The organism is Neobacillus driksii, assembly GCF_013409995.1.
GTDB lineage: Bacteria > Bacillota > Bacilli > Bacillales > Cytobacillaceae > Neobacillus > Neobacillus driksii.
In genome coordinates this window covers 40,553-62,211 of sequence record NZ_JACCBX010000018.1, presented here as the reverse complement: position 1 = coordinate 62,211, position 21,659 = coordinate 40,553, and the positions used below count along the sequence as shown (strand labels likewise).

The 21,659-nt window shown below is 39.1% G+C and carries 15 protein-coding genes; 1 reads left to right on the top strand and 14 read right to left on the bottom strand.

Translation table 11 applies throughout. The features are described from left to right. Positions 1 to 189 precede the first annotated feature (189 nt). The 13 genes from F4694_RS28430 to F4694_RS28370 form a co-directional block, all read right to left on the bottom strand. Positions 190 to 1,776 (bottom strand): response regulator, encoded by a 1,587-nt coding sequence (locus F4694_RS28430; RefSeq protein ID WP_179603292.1) that lies wholly within the window; start codon positions 1,774 to 1,776, stop codon positions 190 to 192. Further along, complete coding sequence (locus F4694_RS28425) at positions 1,751 to 3,235, bottom strand: sensor histidine kinase (RefSeq protein WP_179603291.1); 1,485 nt, start codon at positions 3,233 to 3,235, stop codon at positions 1,751 to 1,753. Before F4694_RS28425 ends, F4694_RS28430 begins: the two co-directional genes overlap by 26 nt. Next, positions 3,235 to 4,233, bottom strand: coding sequence for a sugar-binding protein (locus F4694_RS28420; RefSeq protein WP_179603290.1), 999 nt, complete (start codon positions 4,231 to 4,233; stop codon positions 3,235 to 3,237). Before F4694_RS28420 ends, F4694_RS28425 begins: the two co-directional genes overlap by 1 nt. Before the next feature lie 131 nt (positions 4,234 to 4,364). Beyond that, a complete protein-coding gene (locus F4694_RS28415; RefSeq protein WP_179603289.1) occupies positions 4,365 to 5,354 on the bottom strand; it encodes a LacI family DNA-binding transcriptional regulator in 990 nt (329 codons plus the stop codon). A 3-nt stretch (positions 5,355 to 5,357) separates the two neighbouring features. Beyond that, positions 5,358 to 6,416, bottom strand: a complete 1,059-nt coding sequence (locus F4694_RS28410; RefSeq protein WP_179603288.1) for an aldose epimerase family protein — start codon at positions 6,414 to 6,416, stop codon at positions 5,358 to 5,360. A gap of 70 nt (positions 6,417 to 6,486) precedes the next feature. After that, positions 6,487 to 7,971: a UDP-glucose--hexose-1-phosphate uridylyltransferase gene (gene galT / locus F4694_RS28405; RefSeq protein ID WP_179603287.1), complete on the bottom strand. Its 1,485-nt coding sequence runs from the start codon at positions 7,969 to 7,971 to the stop codon at positions 6,487 to 6,489. Between the two features lie 5 nt (positions 7,972 to 7,976). Next, positions 7,977 to 8,966: a UDP-glucose 4-epimerase GalE gene (gene galE, locus F4694_RS28400; protein WP_179603286.1), complete on the bottom strand. Its 990-nt coding sequence runs from the start codon at positions 8,964 to 8,966 to the stop codon at positions 7,977 to 7,979. Continuing rightward, positions 8,967 to 10,148 carry a galactokinase gene (locus F4694_RS28395; protein ID WP_179603285.1) on the bottom strand — a complete coding sequence of 394 codons (1,182 nt, stop codon included), beginning with the start codon at positions 10,146 to 10,148 and terminating at the stop codon, positions 8,967 to 8,969. A 414-nt stretch (positions 10,149 to 10,562) separates the two neighbouring features. Continuing rightward, positions 10,563 to 12,413: a DUF2264 domain-containing protein gene (locus tag F4694_RS28390; RefSeq protein ID WP_179603284.1), complete on the bottom strand. Its 1,851-nt coding sequence runs from the start codon at positions 12,411 to 12,413 to the stop codon at positions 10,563 to 10,565. A gap of 49 nt (positions 12,414 to 12,462) precedes the next feature. Further along, positions 12,463 to 13,584: a glycoside hydrolase family 88 protein gene (locus F4694_RS28385; RefSeq protein ID WP_179603283.1), complete on the bottom strand. Its 1,122-nt coding sequence runs from the start codon at positions 13,582 to 13,584 to the stop codon at positions 12,463 to 12,465. A gap of 14 nt (positions 13,585 to 13,598) precedes the next feature. Further along, entirely contained in the window at positions 13,599 to 15,425 is a 1,827-nt protein-coding gene (locus F4694_RS28380) for a heparinase II/III family protein (protein WP_179603282.1), read from the bottom strand. A gap of 162 nt (positions 15,426 to 15,587) precedes the next feature. Continuing rightward, on the bottom strand, positions 15,588 to 17,369 hold the full coding sequence (locus F4694_RS28375; RefSeq protein WP_179603281.1) for an ABC transporter ATP-binding protein: 1,782 nt from the start codon (positions 17,367 to 17,369) through the stop codon (positions 15,588 to 15,590). After that, positions 17,356 to 19,125 carry an ABC transporter ATP-binding protein gene (locus F4694_RS28370; RefSeq protein ID WP_179603346.1) on the bottom strand — a complete coding sequence of 590 codons (1,770 nt, stop codon included), beginning with the start codon at positions 19,123 to 19,125 and terminating at the stop codon, positions 17,356 to 17,358. The genes F4694_RS28375 and F4694_RS28370 overlap by 14 nt, the downstream gene beginning before the upstream one ends. A gap of 207 nt (positions 19,126 to 19,332) precedes the next feature. Here F4694_RS28370 and F4694_RS28365 point away from each other — a divergent pair, with 207 nt between their 5' ends. After that, positions 19,333 to 20,208, top strand: coding sequence for a helix-turn-helix domain-containing protein (locus tag F4694_RS28365; protein WP_179603280.1), 876 nt, complete (start codon positions 19,333 to 19,335; stop codon positions 20,206 to 20,208). Between the two features lie 82 nt (positions 20,209 to 20,290). Here the strand turns inward: F4694_RS28365 and F4694_RS28360 are convergent, their stop codons facing one another. After that, positions 20,291 to 21,571, bottom strand: a complete 1,281-nt coding sequence (locus F4694_RS28360) for a glycoside hydrolase family 27 protein (protein WP_179603279.1) — start codon at positions 21,569 to 21,571, stop codon at positions 20,291 to 20,293. Positions 21,572 to 21,659 lie beyond the last annotated feature (88 nt).

The following is a 21,659-nucleotide window of genomic DNA, read 5'->3' as shown; positions in this document are numbered from 1 at the left end:
TGCTATTTAGTAAAGACTCTGGTAACTCGCTTACCCTTTACCATTGAAAGCCCTTACACATATGTTAGCATCCGGAGTTTTCGTTAAGTAGTTCTAACCTATAGCACTAATTTGTGATTTACTAGATTTTTTTGTTACTAGCACAAAAGACCGATTCAGTATGAAACGGCCTTTACAAAAGTAAAACTATTAACTTACTGTTTCTTTCCGAAATTCTGTCGGGGATAGGCCTGTCTGTTTTTTAAACACCCGGCTAAAATAATTCGGGTCTTTATAGCCTACAGAATAGCATATTTCCTTTAAGCTCTTTGAAGCGTCAATCATTTCTATTTTTGCCTGCTTAATCCTTATTTCTGTTACATAATCTATAAAAGTCATCCCAAATCGGTCTTTAAACAATTTGCTTAAATAATACGGACTTAGTTCCACATAGTCTGCTACTTGTTCCAATGTAAGAGAATTCGCATAATGATTTTCAATATATTCCTTTGCCTTATGTAGCATTCCCTTGGCATGACTGTTTCTCCATACTTGAATCTGTTGAACGATGGACAATAAATAGGATTTGCCCCTTTCAAACATCACACTAATATCGTCAGACTCTTTGATTGAAAGAGTACCTTCATACCCTATTCCTAAGTCATGCAGCATTCTTGAAATTAGGATGAACAATTCATCAAATGATTTTTTTACAATAGGAGCTTTTAGACCTTCATTATCAACTAGCTTCTCTACAAAGGAATCAAAAATAAACATCGACTTTTTTAAGTCTCCTTGACGCAAGGCATCCAGCAGCTTTTTCTCCACTTCGAGTAGATCCGAGGTTGAAGGTAATACTAAGGTTCCTTGTTTTCCTGCAAATACATATTTCCGATTAGGTGTTTTTAAAACCAGATTTAATGCGGCTACTGCTTCATGATAGGATTTATTTAGCCCATGGACATTACTGTAAGGAAGACCGATCCCTATTTTTAAATCTGCATTAAACTGACTCTTTTGGAATTGATTGAGCAAATAGTCAATTACAGCTTGAGCATTCGTTTTAAACTGTGCTTTTTCCGTGGTTTGTTTGCATAAAAACAATACCGGTACTTGGCTTTCCGTCATGGGTCCCATTAACACTTCTTGATTTTTATTGGAAGATTTAAAAATATCCTTAAGCCACAAATACCAATTTTGCCATTCATGTGGCAGGAGTTCTCCTTTTTCCGGCGGCAAAAGGGAAAGAAGCATAATATATCCAGAGGTTATCTCTACCCCTAACAGCTGACTCCATTCATCAAATGTAATATCATGAACAGGATTCAATATGAGTGATGACACCCATTCCTTTTGGGCGATTGACACAGCACGTTCGAGGTTTTCCTTTAAGCACTTCTCTTCTTCCATCTTCTTCTTTTCCCCTAAGATTTCAGAAGAAACCCGCTCTAAGCTTTCAAGAATATCCTGTTTCCTGCTAGGTTTTAGGATGTATTCCTTAACCCCCTGCTGCATAACTTCCTTTGCATATTCAAACGTATTAAAGGCTGAAACCATGATAAATCGGATATTTTCGTCCGTACCTTTAATTTCCTTAACAGCTTGTACGCCGTCAATTCCCGGCATTTTTATATCCATAAAGATAATATCAGGCTTATGTTCTCTAGCCATTTCAATCGCTTTTCTGCCATTAGGGGCCTCTCCGATGACCATTACGTTCTCTGCAGAGTTGTTTATTATTTTCGTCAATGCCTTCCGCTCTAGAATTTCATCATCCACAATTAGAATTTTCAACAAGCTCTTTTCCCCCTATTACCGCGTCTGGAATAGTCAGTGTAAACTTTGTGCCCTTACTCAACTCTGAATGGATTTCAATAATGTCTTTTTGACCATAAAAAAGCTGAAGCCTGCGAATCACATTTTTTACTCCAATACCAGTCGAATGACCCTGTGATTTATTCGACTCATACGCCTCTTCTATTTCAGTTCCCCTCACATAGTTTAGCAATCGATTTTGAGTGATTTCATCCATACCATCTCCGTTATCGACAATTTCCACATGAATTCTATGATTACTTTTGTAGATATGAAGTCGGATTTCTCCATTTTCCTCAAAAGATTCAACACCATGTATAAAAGCGTTTTCAATTAAGGGTTGCAGCGTCAAACTAGGTATTTCTCGATCCAAACAGTCCTCTTCTATGTCTGTACTGAATTGAATCCGATCCCCAAACCTTGTTTGCTGAATAAAAAAGTACTCTTTAACAATCGCTACTTCATCTCGAAGGGTGGCGGCTTTATTTAAATCCCCACCTAGGTTGTATCGCAGTAAGGCGGCCACAGATTCAATTAATCTCGAGGTATGCTCCGCGTCCTCAAGGTAAGCCATTTTTGAAACTGTATTCAACGTATTAAATAGAAAATGTGGATTGATTTGATTTTGAAGACTTCTTAGCTCTAATTCTTTTAACAGCTTATCCAGTTCTGATTTCTGCTTGATTTCTTTTACATACTGCCGAAGGTTTGAGCGCATTTGGTTAAACGTTTCGGTCAATAGCTTTAATTCATCCTTGGTCGTTATTTTAATATCCTGGCCAGCTAAGTTTCCCTTTGAGATTTGCTTTGCTGCTTGAGACAAAAGGGTGATTGGTTTTGTAATTCCGCCAGATATCCAAAGCGCAATTAAGGTACTCAGAAAAAAGGCAGCAGCAAAAAGGGAGAAGGACAATAGTTTATAATAATCGTTCTGCCTTTCCATTTGATCATAAAAGTTTTGATAGTCTGTAAGTTTATTATTTAAGAGAGCAAGAGTACTTTCTTGAAGGAAACCTGCTATTTTTAATACTTCATTAAGATGATTTGAATATTCGTTTATATCATCCTTATGGAACGCTGTCACCGTTGCATCACATTCTTCAAGAAAACTATCAATCATATGTTGATAATTAGTAACCGTTATATCATTGGAATTTATTTCTTGTTTAAAGAGCCTTTGGTCTCTAAGTAACCTGGACTTTTCCCTGTTATAGACTTTTAGATAGGAGTTTTCCTTATCTAGAAGATAACCCTGGAGGTTTTCTGTAATTAAATTCGTTCTTTGCGAGATTTCATTTAACAAAAGAAATCGTTCAAAACTATCATCATATTCATTGACAAGGTTTTCACTGCTTTTATAAAAAAACAACCCGACTGAAGTTAACAATACAACCAGGACAATAAAATAAAGCAGTAGTTTTGATCTAATTCGAAATAACATTAATACCCTGCCTCCCGCCCGCCTAGATGACTTACAGGCAAATCCCCTGCTCTCAATACGCGGGTATTGGTATGCACTACTGGAGGTACCGTCTTACCTTCAATGAGATCAATCATCATTTGCACCGCTCGATATCCCATTTCATATGGTTCCTGAACTACTGTTGCCTTAATGGTGCCTTTTGATAGGTAATCAAGCGTTTCAGGCAGATTATCAAATCCAATAATATAAACTTGATCGGTTTTTTTATACTTTTCTACCACTTGGGCTATTCCAATTCCATCTAGAGCACTTGTCCCATAAAAAGCATTGACCTCTGGATAATCCTTTAAGATTTGGTAAGCCTTTTCAGCGGCTCGGACTCTACTAATTTCTGATTCTTCCATGGTAATAATCTTTATTCCCTGTTCAGACATCACAGCGTCCCGAAAGCCTTGTACGCGCAGCTGCTGATGGTTCGCATAAAAACTGCCTGTAATGATGGCCACATTCGCTTGACCCTCTGTATCTTCAATCAATGCTTTACCTGCTAAATAACCAGAATAGTAATTATCAGTTCCAATATACGCCATGCGGTTACTATTGGAGGCGTCCGTATCAATGGTAATCACAGGAACTCTCTCTACAACCCTATTAATCAGCGGAGTAAATTGCTCATCGCTTAGTCCTTGTGTAATAATTCCATCCACTTTTGAAGCCATTGACATTTCAATCGTTTTTAAATGTTCGTCGATATTGGCTTGCTTTGGACCAGCATACTCCAATAAAACGCCATATTCCTTTGCAGCCTCCTGAGCACCTTTTTCAACAAGCCGCCAATAGTCATTGTCCAGCTCCTCAGGAACCAGCACAAAATGATAGTTATATTCATGTATATCTCTATCTTCTTCAGGCAAATCATGAGACATAACCTTATAACCATAAAACACAGAAAATGCGCAGCTCACAAGAAAAAACATAACCCCAAACGTATACGCCGCCACCGTTAACCTGCTCATAAACAACCCCATTAACATCAAATATCTAGATAACTAAAATTATACGAAACATACCAATATTCGACAATGCCAAATGGTGCCTGTCACCATAAAAAAAAAAACAAATGTCCACCCGTGGTGGACATCTGTTTTTAGGAGCTGCTGTCTCTTATGATGAGTTGGGTGGTGATGGTGATTTTTTTTGCTATTTGTCGACCTTCGATTTTCTCGGCAAGGGTGTTGACCGCTGTTTCTCCCATTAGTTCGGTATAGACTTTTACAGTGCTTAATGATGGAAACACGTATTTTGAAATACTGATGTCGTTTACACCTATGATGTTCACACGTCCTGGAACAGATATCCCTTCCTCCAATAAAGCTCTGAGCGCACCAATGGCCAGAGAATCATTCGCTGCAAAAAAAGCTGTCGGCAAGTTTTCTCCATGTTCATGAATTGCTTTTTTCATGAGTGAATGACCAACAGCAACGGAGAATTCCCCAACGTACATAAAGGCTTCATTGAACAGCCCTTTTTCTGCCAAGTAGTTTTTGAAGGTCCTCTCTCTAAGATCTTGGATTAGAGATGTTTTATCTTTGAAAACCTCTCTACCGCCAATAAAACCGATTTTCTCATGACCATTCTCCAAATAATGGTCGATGACCTTTTTAGTAGCCTTTTCAAAATCACTAACAATCGAATCAAACTGTTCTTCATCGGGAGAAAAGTCCACAAAGACAATATTATTTGTGATGGAGACCATTTCTTTTATTTGTTTATCACTAAATTTGCCAATCGCAATAAGACCTTGGATTTCATCTTGTTTAAGTGTCTCAAAGTTATCTTGGAAGTACTTAGATACAGAAAAGCCCATTTGCCTGGATTGATTTTCGACTCCTAAACGAATCGACATATAATATAAATCTTCCAGTTCTTCTTTTTCTGTATACCACTGCAAAAGTGCGATTTTACCTGTCTCTATTTTTTTAGCTGGTCTCTTCTTATAAGAAAGCTGCTCTGCCACCTCAAATATCCTCTTTTTTGTTTCATCACCGACAGATAGGGTACTATCATAATTCAATACTCGGGATACTGTTGCGATCGATACTCCTGCTAATTCTGCAATATCCTTTATCGTAGCCATAAATCAAACTCCTATTGTATTAGAAAAAAAACGATATTTAGTCACAGCCTGGTATACATCCTCTGGGTTTAATACGATTGATGGAAAATTAGGCTGGTTGATTGCATCAGGCAGCCCTTGCGTTTCGAGGCACACACCCAAATGGTTTCTCGCTCGAACACCAGAGATCGAATAAGGACCTTCCAAATAGTTCCCCGTATAAAGGACGACGCAGGGTTGATCCGTTGTAACTAACAGTGTCCTTCCACTTTCTTTTTCACTTAAAGCCACTGTATTTTCTCCCTTTTTTGAAAAAAGAAGCGGATGGTCGTAACCATGACCCGCAAGTACATTTTGTGGATAATCGGATTTCATCCCCGACTTCAACAAACGGCCATGTTTAAAATCAAACGGCGTGTTAGTAGAGTCGATCATTTTCCCAGTAGGGATCAAATCTGAACCAAGTTCTAAGAAGCGATCACTTTCCAAGTGAAGAATATGCTCGGAAACATCTCTTTTTAAATTACCGCTTAAATTGAAATACGAATGATTCGTTAAATTAACGATTGTTTTTTGATCCGTATGAGCCTCATAACGGATACTCAACTCATTTTGATTATTTAAAAGATAGGTGGCAGTCGTATCCAAATTACCTGGATACCCTTCTTCACCATTTACACTTCGATAGAAAAATTTCAATCCAACTGCATTTTCCGTTTCAAACGGTTCTGTTTTCCAAATAACCGAATTAAAGCCCTTCTTCCCGCCATGCAGGTGATTAGGGTCCTCGTTAGGTGTCAGCCTGTATACCTCTCCATCCAACTCAAACTCCGAATGATTAATTCTTCCAGCCACTCGACCAACAATGGACCCAAAATAAGGGGACAAATCCACATAATCTTCAAATTGCTCAAAACCAAGCACTACGTTTTCAATCTTCCCATTGCGGTCGGGGACCATTATTTTCGTAATGATACAACCATAATTCATGCAGGAAACAGACATCCCTGAGTTATTAACCAGGGTATACTCCATCACGGGCTCACCGTTATATTGACCGAATAGCTTATCTACTATTTTCATATATTTACCACTCCATTACTTCATATCAAAAAATATGAGACGTTCCGCCATTTCCATGCTGTAAGCTTTTTTATAATAATGACAAGATAAAGCGGTTAAATCCGGCTTTTCCTTCTTCATTTGTTTTAAAAACACCCGCATCCTCTAATGCCTTTAAAAACTTTTTCCCTGTCTCTTCTCTGACGATTGCTTCAACATTTGACGGTGTTACAACGGATTGATAGCCCTCTTTAAGTCCTTTTGCCCATTCTAGATGATATTCAGCAACAGAATCCGTTTTTCCAAGAATGAAATTCTCAACTTCCTCAAGTTCATCTTTTAAGCGTGCAGGTAATACAGCCAGACCCATCACTTCGATTAGCCCGATGTTTTCCTTTTTAATATGATGAACATCTTGATGAGGGTGGAAAATTCCTAGTGGATGCTCCTCGCTCGTCCGGTTGTTCCGAAGGACTAAATCCAGTTCATAAAATTCTTGATTTTTACGTGCAATCGGTGTAATCGTATTATGCGGGATATCGCCTGTTTTCGCATAAATTCCTACTGTTTCATCACTGTAATTTCGCCAGCGTGATAAAATATGCTCGCCTGCTTCCACAAGTGGTCCAGTTTCTTTCGAACGTAATCGAATGACGGACATTGGCCATTTGACAACAGAACCTTGAACATTCGGGAACTGCTCTAATGAAAATGTCCAATCATCCTCCGCTTTGGCCATCGCAAAGTCATAATGTCCGCCTTGATAATGATCATGCGAAAGAATAGAACCGCCAACAATCGGTAAATCAGCATTCGACCCGACAAAATAATGGGGAAACTGCTCAACAAAGTTTAACAGCCTTTGAAATGCCACCGAAGTAATTCTCATATCCCTATGGTCTTCTGATAGCACAATACAATGCTCATTATAGTAAACATAAGGTGAATATTGTAAAAGCCATTTCTCATCAGAAAGATTTAATCGGATCATACGGTGATTAGAGCGTGCTGGATGTCCAATTCTCCCTGCATACCCTTCATTCTCAATACAAAGTAAGCATTTTGGATAATTTGCTTTTTGGACTGTACGTTCTAGCGCAATGCTTCTAGGATCTTTCTCAGGTTTTGATAAATTGATGGTAATGTCTAGTTCACCATATTTCGTACTCACCTTGTACTCGACATTATTACGAATCCGCTTCATTTGAATATAGTTGCTATTTTTGCTTAACTCATAAAAATACTCAGTTGCCTCTTGTGGATTCTGTTTATATTTTTCAAAAAAAATCTGATTAACAGTTGATGGACGTGCGATAAAGCAATTCATGACTTTACTTGAAAAAATCTCTTTTTCATCAAAAATATCTTCAATAATGCCTTGCTCACAGGCGAAATCCACGATTTGCTCAAGTAAGTCTGGAATCTCTAGATTTGACTCTGTTGTTTCGCTGTCCTTAAACTCGACTAAACGTAAGAGTGAAAGAATTTGATTTCGAGCATAAATCTCATCATCACAGTCGATTAATTGAGCAGAAATTGCCTTGTTAATCAATTGTTGGATTAGTTGATCTATCACGATCTTCACCTCTCATACCCATTTGGGTGATGTTGATGCCAATTCCATGCATCGCTGATAATTTGGTGAATCGAAGTCTTGCTTGGATTCCAGCCCAGCACACTTCTTGCTTTTTCCGAAGATGCAATTAATGTACTAGGGTCTCCAGACCTGCGTTCCCCGAATTGGACCGGAATATCAATCCCTGTTACTTCTTTTGCTGTCTCGATGATTTCCTTTACAGAAAACCCTTGACTGCTGCCTAGATTGAACACATTACTTTCCCCGCCATTTTGCAAATACGTGAGTGCTAGAAGATGCGCATCAATCAAGTCCTCAACATGGATGTAATCCCGTACACAGGTTCCGTCTGCAGTATCATAATCTTGACCAAAGACGGTCACAGCAGGTCTTTTTCCTAAAGCAGCTTCTAATACAACAGGAATCAAGTGGGTTTCAGGATTATGGTCCTCTCCAATCTGCCCATCACTTCTTGCTGAGGCTACGTTAAAATAGCGGAGTGATACATACCTAAGATCGAATGCCTTCTCACACCAAGAAATCATTTTTTCCATCGTCAGTTTCGTTTCACCATAGGTGTTGGTTGGAAGAGTAGCTGCCTCTTCCTTAATTGGCACCACCTTCTGTTCACCATAAACTGCCGCTGTTGAGGAAAAGACGATGTGCTTTACATTAAATTCCTTCATCATTTCAAGCACAACTTGTGTACCATACACATTGTTATCAAAGTATTTTAGCGGCTCAATCATCGATTCGCCAACAAGAGAGTTAGCTGCAAAATGGAGAATGGCTTCTATGTTTTCTTTTTCAAAGACAGAGCGCATAAACTCACGGCTTCGAATATCACCTTCATAAAAGTGAGCCTTGTGATGTACTGCATCTCGTTGACCTGTTTGCAAATTATCGATAACCACCACTTCAGAACCCTGGTCAATTAACTGATAAACAGCATGCGAACCAACATAGCCTGCACCGCCTAAAACAAGAATACTCATCTAAATAGCACCCTCCATCTCAATCTCTTTTGCTCCATCACCAATACTTGCAACATAGAAATCCGCTTGATAGCCGATTTTGTCCTGATAAGCGGCGCCAACATTTTCAATAAAGCTCTCAACCAGTTCATTTTCAACAATCGCAATGGCACAACCTCCGAACCCAGCTCCAGTCATTCGCGCCCCAATAACCCCTGGCTGTTTCCATGCAGGTTCGACTAAGCTATCAAGTTCAACCCCGGTCACTTCATAATCGTCTCTTAACGAGATATGCGATTGATTCATCAGCTGCCCAAACGCCTCTAGATTCCCTGCCTTCAGTTCTTCAAGAGCCTTTAATGTTCTCATATTTTCATATACCGCATGCTTTGCACGCTTACGGACGGTTTCATTAGCGATTAATGATTGATTTTCATCAAACTCCGCTTCTGTCAGCTGTCCAAGTGCTTCGATTGGTAGCTTTTTCTGGAGCTGAGATAAGGCTTCTTCACATTCTCCTCGGCGCTCATTGTATTTCGAGTCCGCAAGTTCTCTGCGTTTGTTTGTATTCATAATTAAGATTTTGTGGTGATCAAGTTGAATCGGTGCATACTGAAAGTTTAAAGTCTGGCAATCGAGCAAAATTCCAGCGTCCTCTTTTCCCATTCCAATCGCAAATTGATCCATAATGCCACTGTTGACACCAATAAATTCATTTTCAACTCTTTTACCAATCTTGATCATGTCTAGGCGATCTATTCCTAATTTAAACAACCCGTCTAGGAGCACACCAGTCAATAACTCAATTGATGCAGAAGAGGATAGGCCTGCGCCATTGGGAATGTTACCTTCAATTACACACTCAAATCCAGATGGAATTGAAAATCCTGCTTCCTTTATATAACGAATCATGCCCTTTGGGTAATTTGCCCAATTATGCTGTTTCTCATATTCTAATTGTGTTAGATCAAACTCAATGATTTCTTTATCTGGGAAGTTTACTGAATAGAGGCGGACAAGATTGTCCTCTCTTTTCTTTGCAACGGCATACGTACCATAAGTAATAGCACATGGAAATACGTGACCACCATTGTAATCTGTGTGTTCACCAATTAAATTAATTCTCCCCGGAGCAAAGAATGCTTGCTCAGGCTGGACCTCAAATATTTCTCTAAATGTAGTTATTAACTTTGTGATATTCATTGTCGTCCCTCCACTTTTCAAACTATATGTTTAGTTTAATACATCAGGTAAAAGAAATCCATTGTTTTTACTAAAATTTTTACTAAAAAAGAAATGTGTATTCGACGAATAAAAGTTTCGGTTTTGGTACTCTTCTAAAATACGTGAGTAACCTGTAAAAAAATAACCGGAGATTTTCCGGTTAACTGCAGAATGGAGCTCATTTCAGAGAAAATAAGGGGAGGTTTTCCGATTATGCCAGGCGAAATCCTCCCCTTTTCAGATTTCTCGAGCCAATAGACGGAATCCCTCCGTCTATTTAAGCCTTATTTTATAAAGATTTTTAAATAAGCGGAATTTTTCCGCCTATTTATCAGCTTGGGAGCTTAATCATAAATTTGGAATGGTTGTCATATCTACTTACACATCCTATCTTCATTTATGAATAATAATCTTCTCTTCTCCGAGCTCCAAGTATATCTTTTCATCCCCAAACTCAATCTTTGGAGTAGTTGCCCATTGATTCAAAATCGTTTCACTTCCTGGTTTCCCAAATACTGCATTTACAAGCCAATGTGTCCCCGGTTTTAGACTAGCCTTTATAGTTGGTATAACGGTACGTCTATTTACTAGATTTGTATTTGCATTTGGATAGACCAGCTCTGCTTTGCCATTTCCATACAAGTTCTTTATACCGCTTACAGCCCAAGGCGAAATGGCCGCACTTTCTTTTAAATGTGTAATTGGCTCTGCCTTTTGCCCATTATGCTGGGTATGCTCCAATCCTAAAGCGAATCCACCTTCTGCAATATCAAGGTTTCTTCCTGTCTCTATACAATGGATTCGGATATGCCACGGGGTCCCTGGCACGATCCATGTTTTAATTTCAACATCATCCCACGGCTTCCATTTCGTGTAGATAACATTCTCGTTTACCTCATATTCCTCGCATTTTCTTTTACCTCTATAGATATTATCGCCCTCGCTCACAGCAAGCATCGAATCAAATGCACCCTGAGCAAGTCCCCATTCTGCTTTTTGCACACTAAACCCAAAAAAATTGGAGTAAACAAACTTTTCATACTTTGCAGCAGTATGCGAGTGATCATTTGTGTGCTGATACCCAGCATTAAATGCAGCCATATAGTTTTGCTCATCATTCCTGCATAAGATAAAACGTGGTGAGTGTTGTACCACTTTTTCCTTTAATAGAGGGAGAGGTTCCTCTTCTACCTTCCAAAAAGGATGATCAACAGGCAAGGATAAAGGCAGGAAGGTTTTTAACGCCCAATATGGTGAGCATGGTGAATTATAGTTCTCTGCCATGACCAAATTAGGATAACAATATCCAATGGTAAGCAGTCCATTATGGTCAAATATATTTTGACTAAACCAATAGCGCAGGTTCCGAAGGATTAGCCCCTTCATCACACCTAGCGGAAACACCTCGACCTCTGCGTAGACAAGCGCACTCCAAAAGGAAGATTGGGCAAATCGATAGGCCAGGCTCCTCCCATAAGGCAGGGCGGAACCATCATTTGCAAACCAGTAAATAAAATCCTTAGCAAAAGCCGCTGCTCTGCTTTTGTACACCCTTGCCCTTTCTGGATCCTCCCTGCCCATCAATTTTGCGTAAAGGAGGCTATAAAAATGAATGGCAAACGGACCATAATAATCACAGTGCGCATTCACCCCATCGGCATACCATCCATTTTGTAAATAAAAGTTTTCTATCCGTTCAAGATTCTCTTGCACCGTTTCAGAATTATAAGGCAAGCCGACCCTTTTAAACCCTAGGTTGACTATTACAGGGAAAAATAACCAGTTGCAATCATAAACTTTGATGGTGTTGATTTGATTCAGCCACTGGAACAAATTATATTTTTCCAAATCACTTAAAGGATCCCAAATCTTTTCCGGAATAAGCGCGAGTGCATATCCAAATGCCGCCATTTCTACTGCACGCTGATCAAAGTCTGCGATATCTCCCCAATATTCTTCATGAGTAGGATCTGTACCATTCTTTATGCCCTGCATGTGAATATCCCAAATTTCTGATTTCTCCCCGCCTGCTAACAAAGGTACAAGCCCCCATAATATTCTTGAGAAACCTTCCATTCCAGCTAAGGAATCTGGATACCCCGCACCTGTACTTCCTAATTGGAGCAGGGTTTTCCCCTTAGAGTAAAAAGGTTTTAACGGGTTTAGAATTTGTTTAACAGCCTCACTCAAATCCTCCCGTGATTTAAGTGGATTTTTCTGAATAGGCAAATCGAGTTTTATCATAAACTTCCCTCCTCACAGAGAAATGGTTCCTTTTTCAGTTGCTACCAATCTACCAAAGTAATTCTTTATACCCTTTTAAATACGCTAGACCCTCGACAAAATAGTAGTCACCATATATAAGCGGATTATCCATATATTTTCCTTCTGGGAAATGACTTGTTGCGTGAAGAATCAATCCCTCTTCTGAACCTTCCCAATCACTGTAATGTTTATATAAGGACTGGAGAATCCTTTCTCCTGCCATCCTATATATAGGAGACTCTGGCGAAGCTACCTTATCCGCAAGCAAGAGCAGACCGCACGCAGCTATGGCTCCTGCTGAGGAGTCCTTTGGTGAAGCTATACCCTCTGGGAGACGAAAATCCCAATCTGGAACGAAGTCTTCCGGCAAGTGGGCAATAAAAAAGTGAGCAACCCGTTTGGCATATTCTAGATATTTTTCTTCTCCTGTATAGTGATAAGTTAACGTAAGTCCATAAATGGCCCAAGCGGTTCCTCGAGACCATGCCGATTCGGGTGCATACCCCTGGCCGCCAAGCGCTTCTATCTTTTCACCGCTATCCGGGTTGAACACAATAATATGGTGCACTCCCCCATCACTCCGGATAAAGTGCTCTAACACCATTTCAGCATGCTTTTTTGCCACACCCTTGAACCTGGGATCACCTGTTTCTTCGGATGCCCAATACAAGAGCGGCAGGTTCATCATACAGTCGATAATGGCAATTCCACTATTGTCTTCTCCTTTTGTCCAAGGATTCCAAGCGCGAATATAGTTACCATTTGGGTTAAAGCGGCCCATTAATAGATTTGCCGCTACCAACGCCCGCCGTTTTGATTCTTCTTCTCCTAGGATTTTATATCTAGCGACACTGGTCAATGTCCACATAAAACCCATATCATGGTCAAGTCTGTAAAAGTCTCGTTGTACAGCATCTAACTTATCTTCACATTCTTCAGCTAATTTTTTTAAATTCTCATTTTTTGAATCTCGATATATAAGCCATAATAGTCCTGGCCAAAACCCCGCAGTCCACCATTGAGGTTCTGCAAGTACATACTGGCCATTCTCACTGGCATGCGGAAAATTCGCACCTATTCTCTCACTTGTTCTACTAATTTTCTCCGTAACCTTTTCCCATGCTTCCTCTACCCACTTTTGAGTAATCATACTCTTCACCCCGCCTATTCAAATTGAAATGCCAACTCGACACTACACTCTCTATCTGGGTGCAGGACAATAAAGTCGAGAGCTAGATTATCTTCTTGTTTACCGAAATGATTAATAAAAGTAATCAATTTTGTTTCTAGTTTTAGCTGACTCGTATCATATGAAATTCTTACTTTATTCTTTCCTTTTAGAATGACTCCATCATCGGTTTTTGTGATTAATAATACAGGTGTTATGAACCGTTCTACGATGGAACATGGCTGCTCAGCAAAAGAATAAGTGTCTTTCACTACCAGTTTTGGAAGATTTGTTTTTACCCATGTAAACCTTCGCTTTACACTTTGAAGACTCTTAGCCTCATACGCATTTGCGATATCCATTTCATAGATATCAACCTCTTCCCCTATTGAAACTTGAAGAATGGTTGTATTTTTTGCTGGTCCTGGTGCTTGAAATTGTTCGTTAATTATTGGAACAGAATGACCTTGGGAGCCATTACAAAGAAAAGAATAGCGTTTTTCACTAAAGTAATCCTTACTGTATAAACCACTTCCTAGATCTTTAAAAAACACTTCTGTATTACCTTGCAAAATGAAGTGGCCAATGTCGTTATGGTTATGAGGCTCGTCGTTATGTCCGCCTTTTGCTGCAAATGCATAACTTCCCGATTCGCAAATGTTCCTCGAAAGAAACCACTCCGAGTCCTTTGAAAAATATGTGCCATTTCTCCAAGGTAATGGAACAGAATCTGCATCAAACCACAATAGATTCCGGATAGCTGGAGCCCATCTGCTGCAATGGTCATCCGTATAATGTGCACGAAGATATGTTTCTGGAACTTCGAAATCACTATAAATTTTGCTTAGATAATGGCTCAGCCCGAGAAATACGGAAGCTGTCGGAAGTGAATCTGAAAAGTTAACAACAAGATTCTGATTTAAAAAGGTCCTTTGTTGAAAAAGAGCTATTTGATGAACCTTCTCTGATTCAAACAGATTCAGCTTTCCTTCTGTCTTTCTTTTCAATAAATCAGCGAAATAGACATAATATCCAAAACCATATTGCCAATAACCATAACCCTCAAGGCATATCCCATCATCTTGGAAGCCTTTTAAGTAGGAATCCATTGCGTCCATTACCCTTTCTAAAATGATGGTAAGTTCATCATGATCTTGGATTAAATGCAAGGCTGCACAACCAATAGATCCGGCACATACAGCTGCCCAATTATGTGTTTGTTTCTCCCAGCCAAAGGTTTTTTCTATAAATGGGAAAAAGATTCTAGTGTATATTTCTTCATAAATGCGCTTACAAATTTGAGGGTTTAAATGTTCCTCCGTTAGTTTTACTATTTCACCTAACGAAAAGGCGGTTTCAGCAGCAAATAAATCAATAGAATATTCCTTCTTACTTGTCTCCTTGAGTGAGTAATTAATGTCCATCGATGTTTCCGGACTATTTTGTAAATGCGCCGGCAAGCACCAGGAATATTCATTGCAAATGGACCATAACGTGTTTTCTAAAGCTGTTAAATATTCATCTAGTTCAGGTTCAAGTAACACCATAATTGCAAAGGTCGTTAACCTTCTCCGCTTTTCAAAATATACCTTTTCGAATTCTAGCCGGGAGCCGGTTTCGTCAAAAATTTTGAATAAGGAAAACGTTAGTTCAGGATCACATTCTTGTAAAAGTCTATCCCCTTCATCCCTAATTTCATTAAGAAGCAATTGATAAGCGGGATTTTCCCTAATGCCTTTCCACCAATTTAGTTTGAATTCCCTAGTAGGAAACAATAGGGAAGTTTCGGAACCTAATAATCTCTTAAGCTGTGCGGTAAGCAAAATATATACCTCCTACTCAAAATCCTTCTCTTATAAATTAGGACAAGTTGAAACTATTAACACATATATATACAGAATTTTCAACCTTCTCTTTTCATAAAAGTGACCCAATAGGAACATTCCCTACTGGGTCACCTTACGTAACACACTCTTACTTTTTGGTCATCCCGCATCTAAGGATTGATGTTGTGATTGATGCAGCTTCCAATAGTAACTTTTTTTATCTATCAATTCTTTATGAGTACCTTCTTCTATGATTCTACCTTTATCGATGACAAGGATACGGTTTGCATTTTGAATGGTGGAAAGACGATGTGCAATAATAAAGGATGTTCTCCCTGCAAGCAGTGTTTCAAGTCCTTTTTGTAATGCAAGCTCCGTTTCTGTGTCTATGGATGATGTAGCCTCATCAAGAATTAATATCTTGGGATCAGCTAAAAGTGCTCGTGCAAACGAAATCAGCTGTCTTTGTCCAGTAGAAAGCCTTGTGCCTCTTTCATTTACCTCCGTTTTATACCCCTCAGACAATCCACTAATAAATGGATGAGCCTGCACTGCCTTCGCTGCTTCAATCACTTCTTCATCTGTAGCATCAAGTCGTCCATAACGAATATTATCCATAATCGTACCTGAGAAAATAAAAGGATCCTGAAGCATGACACCCATCTGCTTTCTCAGAGAGGCAATGGTTGCCGATTGGATATCAACTCCGTCAATTTCAATCCGACCGCTGCTTACATCATAAAAACGGCTAAGCAAACTGACGATCGTTGTTTTTCCAGATCCAGTTGCTCCGACTAGAGCAATCGTTTCACCTGGATTCACACTAAGATTAATGTTTTTAAGGATTTTTTCCCCTTCTTCATAACCAAAAGTAACATCTTTAAACTCAACTTTCCCCTTTATCAAAGGAAGCTCAGACGCAATTGGAAGGTCTTTAACTGTTGGTTTTTCATCGATCATTTCAAATATTCTTTCTAAATAAGCCGTGGCATTAATGATTGCATTATAAAAGTTCCCAATATTCGCGATTGGCGCCCAAAACATCCCAATGTAACCAACAAAGGCAACCAATGCTCCAACTGTTACTCCATCACCAATCAGAGAGATACCGACAACATAAATGAGTGAGGTGGTAAGTATTGAAATGTTTTCAATCGAAGGCCATAAAAGGAATTGAATCCTTACAGCCCTCATCCACGAGCTTCGATAACTATCAGATACTTCACTGAAAATTCGTTTGTTTTCTTCTTCTCTTGTAAATGCCTGCGTCACTTTAATACCATTAATACTTTCATGAATATAAGCATTCATATTGGATTGTTTGTTACTTAGCAGCTGCCATGCCTTCCGCTGGGCATTTTTTATCAGCAGGATCACCGCTGCAAGGATTGGAAACCCAATCATCGCCATAAGGGTTAATTTTACGTCAATTGCAAACATAAACCCTAGAATGACAAGAAGACTAAAAAGGTCAGTAATTAAATTAATTAACCCATTCGATAGTAAATCACTTAATGAGTTTACGTAGTTTACTACCCTCACCAAAATCTTTCCATGTGGTCTGCTGTCATAGAAGGTAAATGATAGCTTTTGTAAATGAGTAAACAAGTCTTTCCTTATCTGGACGATGACACTTTGCCCTATCTGTGACATCATTCTAATTCTATATTTCATACATATCCCAGTAACAATTATGGCAATTAAGTAAACTCCAGCAAGAAGCATTAATCCGCCTACATCCTTGCCCGGAATCTCCTCGTCAATGGCTCTACTGATTAGATATGGCCCAATTAAGTTTGCCCCACTGGCAATCAACATGATTAAAACAGTAATTAGGATCTTTTTTTTGTAGGGCTTTAAATAAACCATTAACCGCTTAAGCTGTATAAAACTAAATGGAGATTCCAATTCTTCATCAACATCAAATTTATTGCGCGCCATTGAGATAGTTCACCTCCTCAAGGTCATGCATACCATCAAAGTTTCCCACTTGATTATTAAATACTTTGTAGTAACTTCCTTTTTTTGCAAGCAATTCTTTATGATTCCCTCTTTCAATAATTGTGCCATTTTCCATTACAAGAATTAAATCTGCATCTTTTACTGAAGAAATACGATGAGCAATAATAAAACAGGTTTTTTCCTTTAGCAACGATTTTAAGGTTTTTTGGATACGCAGCTCTGTTTCCATATCCAATGCGGATGTTGTATCGTCCAAAATCAATATGGATGGGTTTTTTAATATTGCCCGCGCTAATGCAATTCGTTGCCGCTGTCCTCCGGAAAGACCTACTCCCCGTTCTCCAATAATGGTGTCGTACCCTTCTGGCAGCTTTGAAATAAAACCATCTGCTTCTGCCATTTTGGCCGCAGCTTGAACAGCTTCGAAGGACGCATTTGGGTTACCATAAGCTATATTTCCTTCAATGGTATCTGAAAATAGAAATATATCCTGCATAACTGTAGCCATGCTATTTCTCAATTTATGAATATCCCAATCTCTTACATTAAGTCCATCTACTCTTACTTCTCCTTTAGAAGTGTCATAAAACCGGCTTAGAAGATTAACTAATGTCGATTTACCAGCCCCTGTAGGACCGATAATGCCTACCGTTTGTCCCTGCCTAATTTTGAAGTTTATATCATTTAATACTGGTTCGTCACCATAGCTAAAGGAAACTTGTTCAAATTCCACTAAACCCTTGAGATGTTTAACATTGTACCTTTTTGTTTCATTCTTTATTTCTGGTTTTGTATTTAATAATTCCTCTACTTTTTCAGCGGATGCAACAAACCTTTGTACATCATTAATCAACCATCCAGCCATACGCATTGGATTATTTAATGCCCAGATTAATGAATTAAATGTAACCAACTCACCCATAGTCAGAGACTGATTAATAACCATGTATCCTCCAACAACGATCATTACCACTGTTAATACTCCTGCAAGTGAATCGAGTATAGGCAGATACTTTTCCCAAACTCTTGAGGAGGCAAGGTTTTTCTCCTTGAAGGCTTCATTTTCTTTTGAAAACTTTTCAATTTCGTACCCTTCCTTAGCAAAAGCCTTTACAACACGATTTCCGCTTATGTTTTCCTGGACAACTGAATTTAATCTTGCAAACTGTCCCCTAATGGCCGAAAACGTTGGTTTGACCGTAAAGGATAAACGCATCGCAAAGAATCCAATAATTGGTGTTATCGCAAGCATAGCTAACGCTAACGGCGGATGGATATAGAACATAAACCCAATGGCAAATAGCAGGATGGTAAGATTCTCAAATATCATATAAATCGTCCATGCCGTAAAATGCCTGACAGCTTCTAAATCCCCCGTCATTCGAGCCATGATATCTCCTGTTTTTGTCTGATCGAAAAACCTAAAATCTAATTGGTTAAGCCGGTCATATAATTTTTCCCGTATGGTGAATATGACACTTTGGGAAACACGTTCGAACATTAACTGATAATTATAGCGAACCACTGTCTTAACAACGGTTATGCCAATCATTGAACCTAAAAAAATCCATAACAGTTCATTCTCTTGGCCATAAATAACCTTATCAACGATTTTTCCAGCAAAATAAGGGTTAAGCATATTTAAAATAGAAACCACTAACGCTAGAAAAAGACCGCTAAATAACCTTATTCGAAAATTCCTTATATACCCCCATACCCAGCGCATGCTTTGCATCATTCACGTCATCCCTCCCCGATGCTTAAAACATAAATACATATTATTAACGCAATTCCCCTTATATGTATTTATATTTAACTTTTAATCTTTTTTCTTAGTAACAAAAATAAAACATGCATGAACCTATTATAGGGTTATAATTAAAGAATAAAATGCAATATCCTAACAAAAATTTGCACAATTCAAACATAAAAGGAGATAGAAATGCTTCAATTATTTGCCCCTCCTCTGCCAACCTTGCTTGCAGCTGGTCAAAATACTTTTGATATTGGACAGTCGCATATAAATCGTTGCAAGATTGGTGTTTTTGATTTGTTGGTTGTCACAAAAGGAACATTGCACATGGGAGAAGATGACCGACAATTCCAAGTTAGCAGAGGGGAGACACTTATCCTCTACCCCGACCGGCACCATTTTTCTATTTCGCCCTGTGACCAAATTACTCACTTTTTTTGGATTCATTTCACTGCTTCTAAAGGCTGGCAGGACCTAACGACATCTAAACCCTGCCAATACGGTGAAAAAGCAACTGGAGAGCGAAGAAACGTTTTTGTTGAAAACCCTTTCGGAATTACACTGCCTCAGTATTGTAAATTATCCAATCTTGAAACGATCGAACAACTGTGTTTGAAGATTATTTCTTCTGAACATGAGTCGTTCCACACTAGAGAATGGCAGCGTCAAATTCTCTTTCAACAATTACTTCAGGAGCTTTCAACTCATATGAAATCAGCAAACCCTATGCCTGCATTAGCTGTAGCAGAAAAGGCTGCCTTCTATTTAAGGAAAAATTATGCCCAAAAGGTCACTTACGAAGACCTTGGCCATGCCCTCAGGTTCCATCCTAATCATATTGCAAGATGTATGATTCAGGCTTTTGGCTGTACGCCGATTGAATATATTAATAAAATACGTATAGACCAAGCAAAGATTCTGCTCGTTTCAACAGATTGGAGTACGGATAGAATTTCAGAAGCCTGCGGATTCACCCAGTCCGCATATTTCAGCAGAGTCTTTAAAAAACTAGAAAAATTATCTCCTAGTCAATTTCGAAAGCAATATGTTGGGAACATTCTGTAAAGAAATCAACTATTTAAAAAAATCCCCAGATTTCATAAAAATCGGGCAAAGTCTTTATTCTAAAGACTTTGCCCGACTTCAATCAATATAGTTTAAGCAGCATAGAGCCATGTGGCGGCAAAGATAGGCTAATCTTATCTTGGACATGTCCAAGCTCTTCCTGCTTCCAGATATCCCTCATACTTTTTGAGGATGTAAGTCCTAACTGTTCCAACGATACTTGTAACAATGCCGTTTCATCACTTGCATTGAATAATGCTGCATAGGTATGATCCTGTCTATCCTTAGCAGTCCAGACGATTCTATCATCTTGACGATAAACAAGACGGTTACTATGGCTGAATTGATTTAATTCGATTACCTCTTTATTGGTAAGTAAAGAAAGGGTCCATTCATCATTGTCTCGGAGTTCTCCGCCAAACATCAACGGTGAGCGGAAAATAGACCACAGTGTCATCATCGTTCGTTGTTCATCTCTGGTGAAGCGTGTCCATCGGTCACTGCCGCCTCCATCAACAGAGCGGATGCCAATATGACCAAGCGGAAGCATATCACAGTCTGGCCAATGCCCCGGGGCAGCATGTTCACTCCATTTTTCACATCTTTTAAACATTCCATAAAGGAGGTTCCACTGATCCCAAAAATCATCTGTCATTCTCCACATGTTGGCATTTGCTTTCAGGGTCTCTGCATATTCAAGTGGTGCGGGTCCTGGTGACAGGCTTAGAACCATCTCTCTTCCACTATGATCTATAGCTTTTCGAATCAGTTCTATTTCCTCATTATGAATGTTATAAAGCCTCGAGGCTGCAATATCATCCACTTTAACGAAGTCAACTCCCCATTCTGCGTATAATAGAAACAGGGAATTATAATATTCCTGCGCCCCCTCTTTGGATGCATCTACCCCATACATATCCGTATTCCATGGACAAATCGAATTTGGATGGGCTATATCTCTTGCCCTAGCGCTCGTTCCTAAAATTACTGTGTTGGCGTGGACAGCCTGACGCGGAATTCCTCGCATGATGTGAATACCGAATTTTAGCCCCAGGTTGTGCACATAGTCTGCTAAGGGTTTGAACCCTTTACCTCCTTCTGCAGAAGGAAAGCGATTTACCGCAGGTATTAACCTTGAGTACTCATCCATTTCCAGTGGTACAAATGGGCGGTATACAGAAGAGACAGCACCTGGTTCATACCATTGAATATCTACCACTACATACTCCCAGCCATACGGTTTTAAATGTTCAGCCATGTAGTGTGCATTGCCTTTTACTTCTTCCTCCTTAACGGCCGCACCGTAACAATCCCAGCTATTCCAGCCTAATGGAGGTGTTTTTGCAAATGTATGATGTCTCATTTGGATTTAACTTCCTTTCAAATTGTTATTCACTCGTATTTCAAGCGCTTACAAACCATTATAATATTTAATAGATTAATATGATGAA

Coding starts and splice junctions, on each gene's coding strand:
- F4694_RS28365 (WP_179603280.1), top strand. CDS start 19,333: ATGCTTCAATTATTTGCCCCTCCTCTGCCAACCTTGCTTGCAGCTGGT.
- F4694_RS28390 (WP_179603284.1), bottom strand. CDS start 12,413: ATGATAAAACTCGATTTGCCTATTCAGAAAAATCCACTTAAATCACGG.
- F4694_RS28410 (WP_179603288.1), bottom strand. CDS start 6,416: ATGAAAATAGTAGATAAGCTATTCGGTCAATATAACGGTGAGCCCGTG.
- F4694_RS28360 (WP_179603279.1), bottom strand. CDS start 21,571: ATGAGACATCATACATTTGCAAAAACACCTCCATTAGGCTGGAATAGC.
- F4694_RS28425 (WP_179603291.1), bottom strand. CDS start 3,235: ATGTTATTTCGAATTAGATCAAAACTACTGCTTTATTTTATTGTCCTG.
- F4694_RS28385 (WP_179603283.1), bottom strand. CDS start 13,584: ATGATTACTCAAAAGTGGGTAGAGGAAGCATGGGAAAAGGTTACGGAG.
- F4694_RS28415 (WP_179603289.1), bottom strand. CDS start 5,354: ATGGCTACGATAAAGGATATTGCAGAATTAGCAGGAGTATCGATCGCA.
- F4694_RS28370 (WP_179603346.1), bottom strand. CDS start 19,125: ATGCAAAGCATGCGCTGGGTATGGGGGTATATAAGGAATTTTCGAATA.
- galE (WP_179603286.1), bottom strand. CDS start 8,966: ATGAGTATTCTTGTTTTAGGCGGTGCAGGCTATGTTGGTTCGCATGCT.
- F4694_RS28375 (WP_179603281.1), bottom strand. CDS start 17,369: ATGGCGCGCAATAAATTTGATGTTGATGAAGAATTGGAATCTCCATTT.
- F4694_RS28395 (WP_179603285.1), bottom strand. CDS start 10,148: ATGAATATCACAAAGTTAATAACTACATTTAGAGAAATATTTGAGGTC.
- F4694_RS28420 (WP_179603290.1), bottom strand. CDS start 4,233: ATGAGCAGGTTAACGGTGGCGGCGTATACGTTTGGGGTTATGTTTTTT.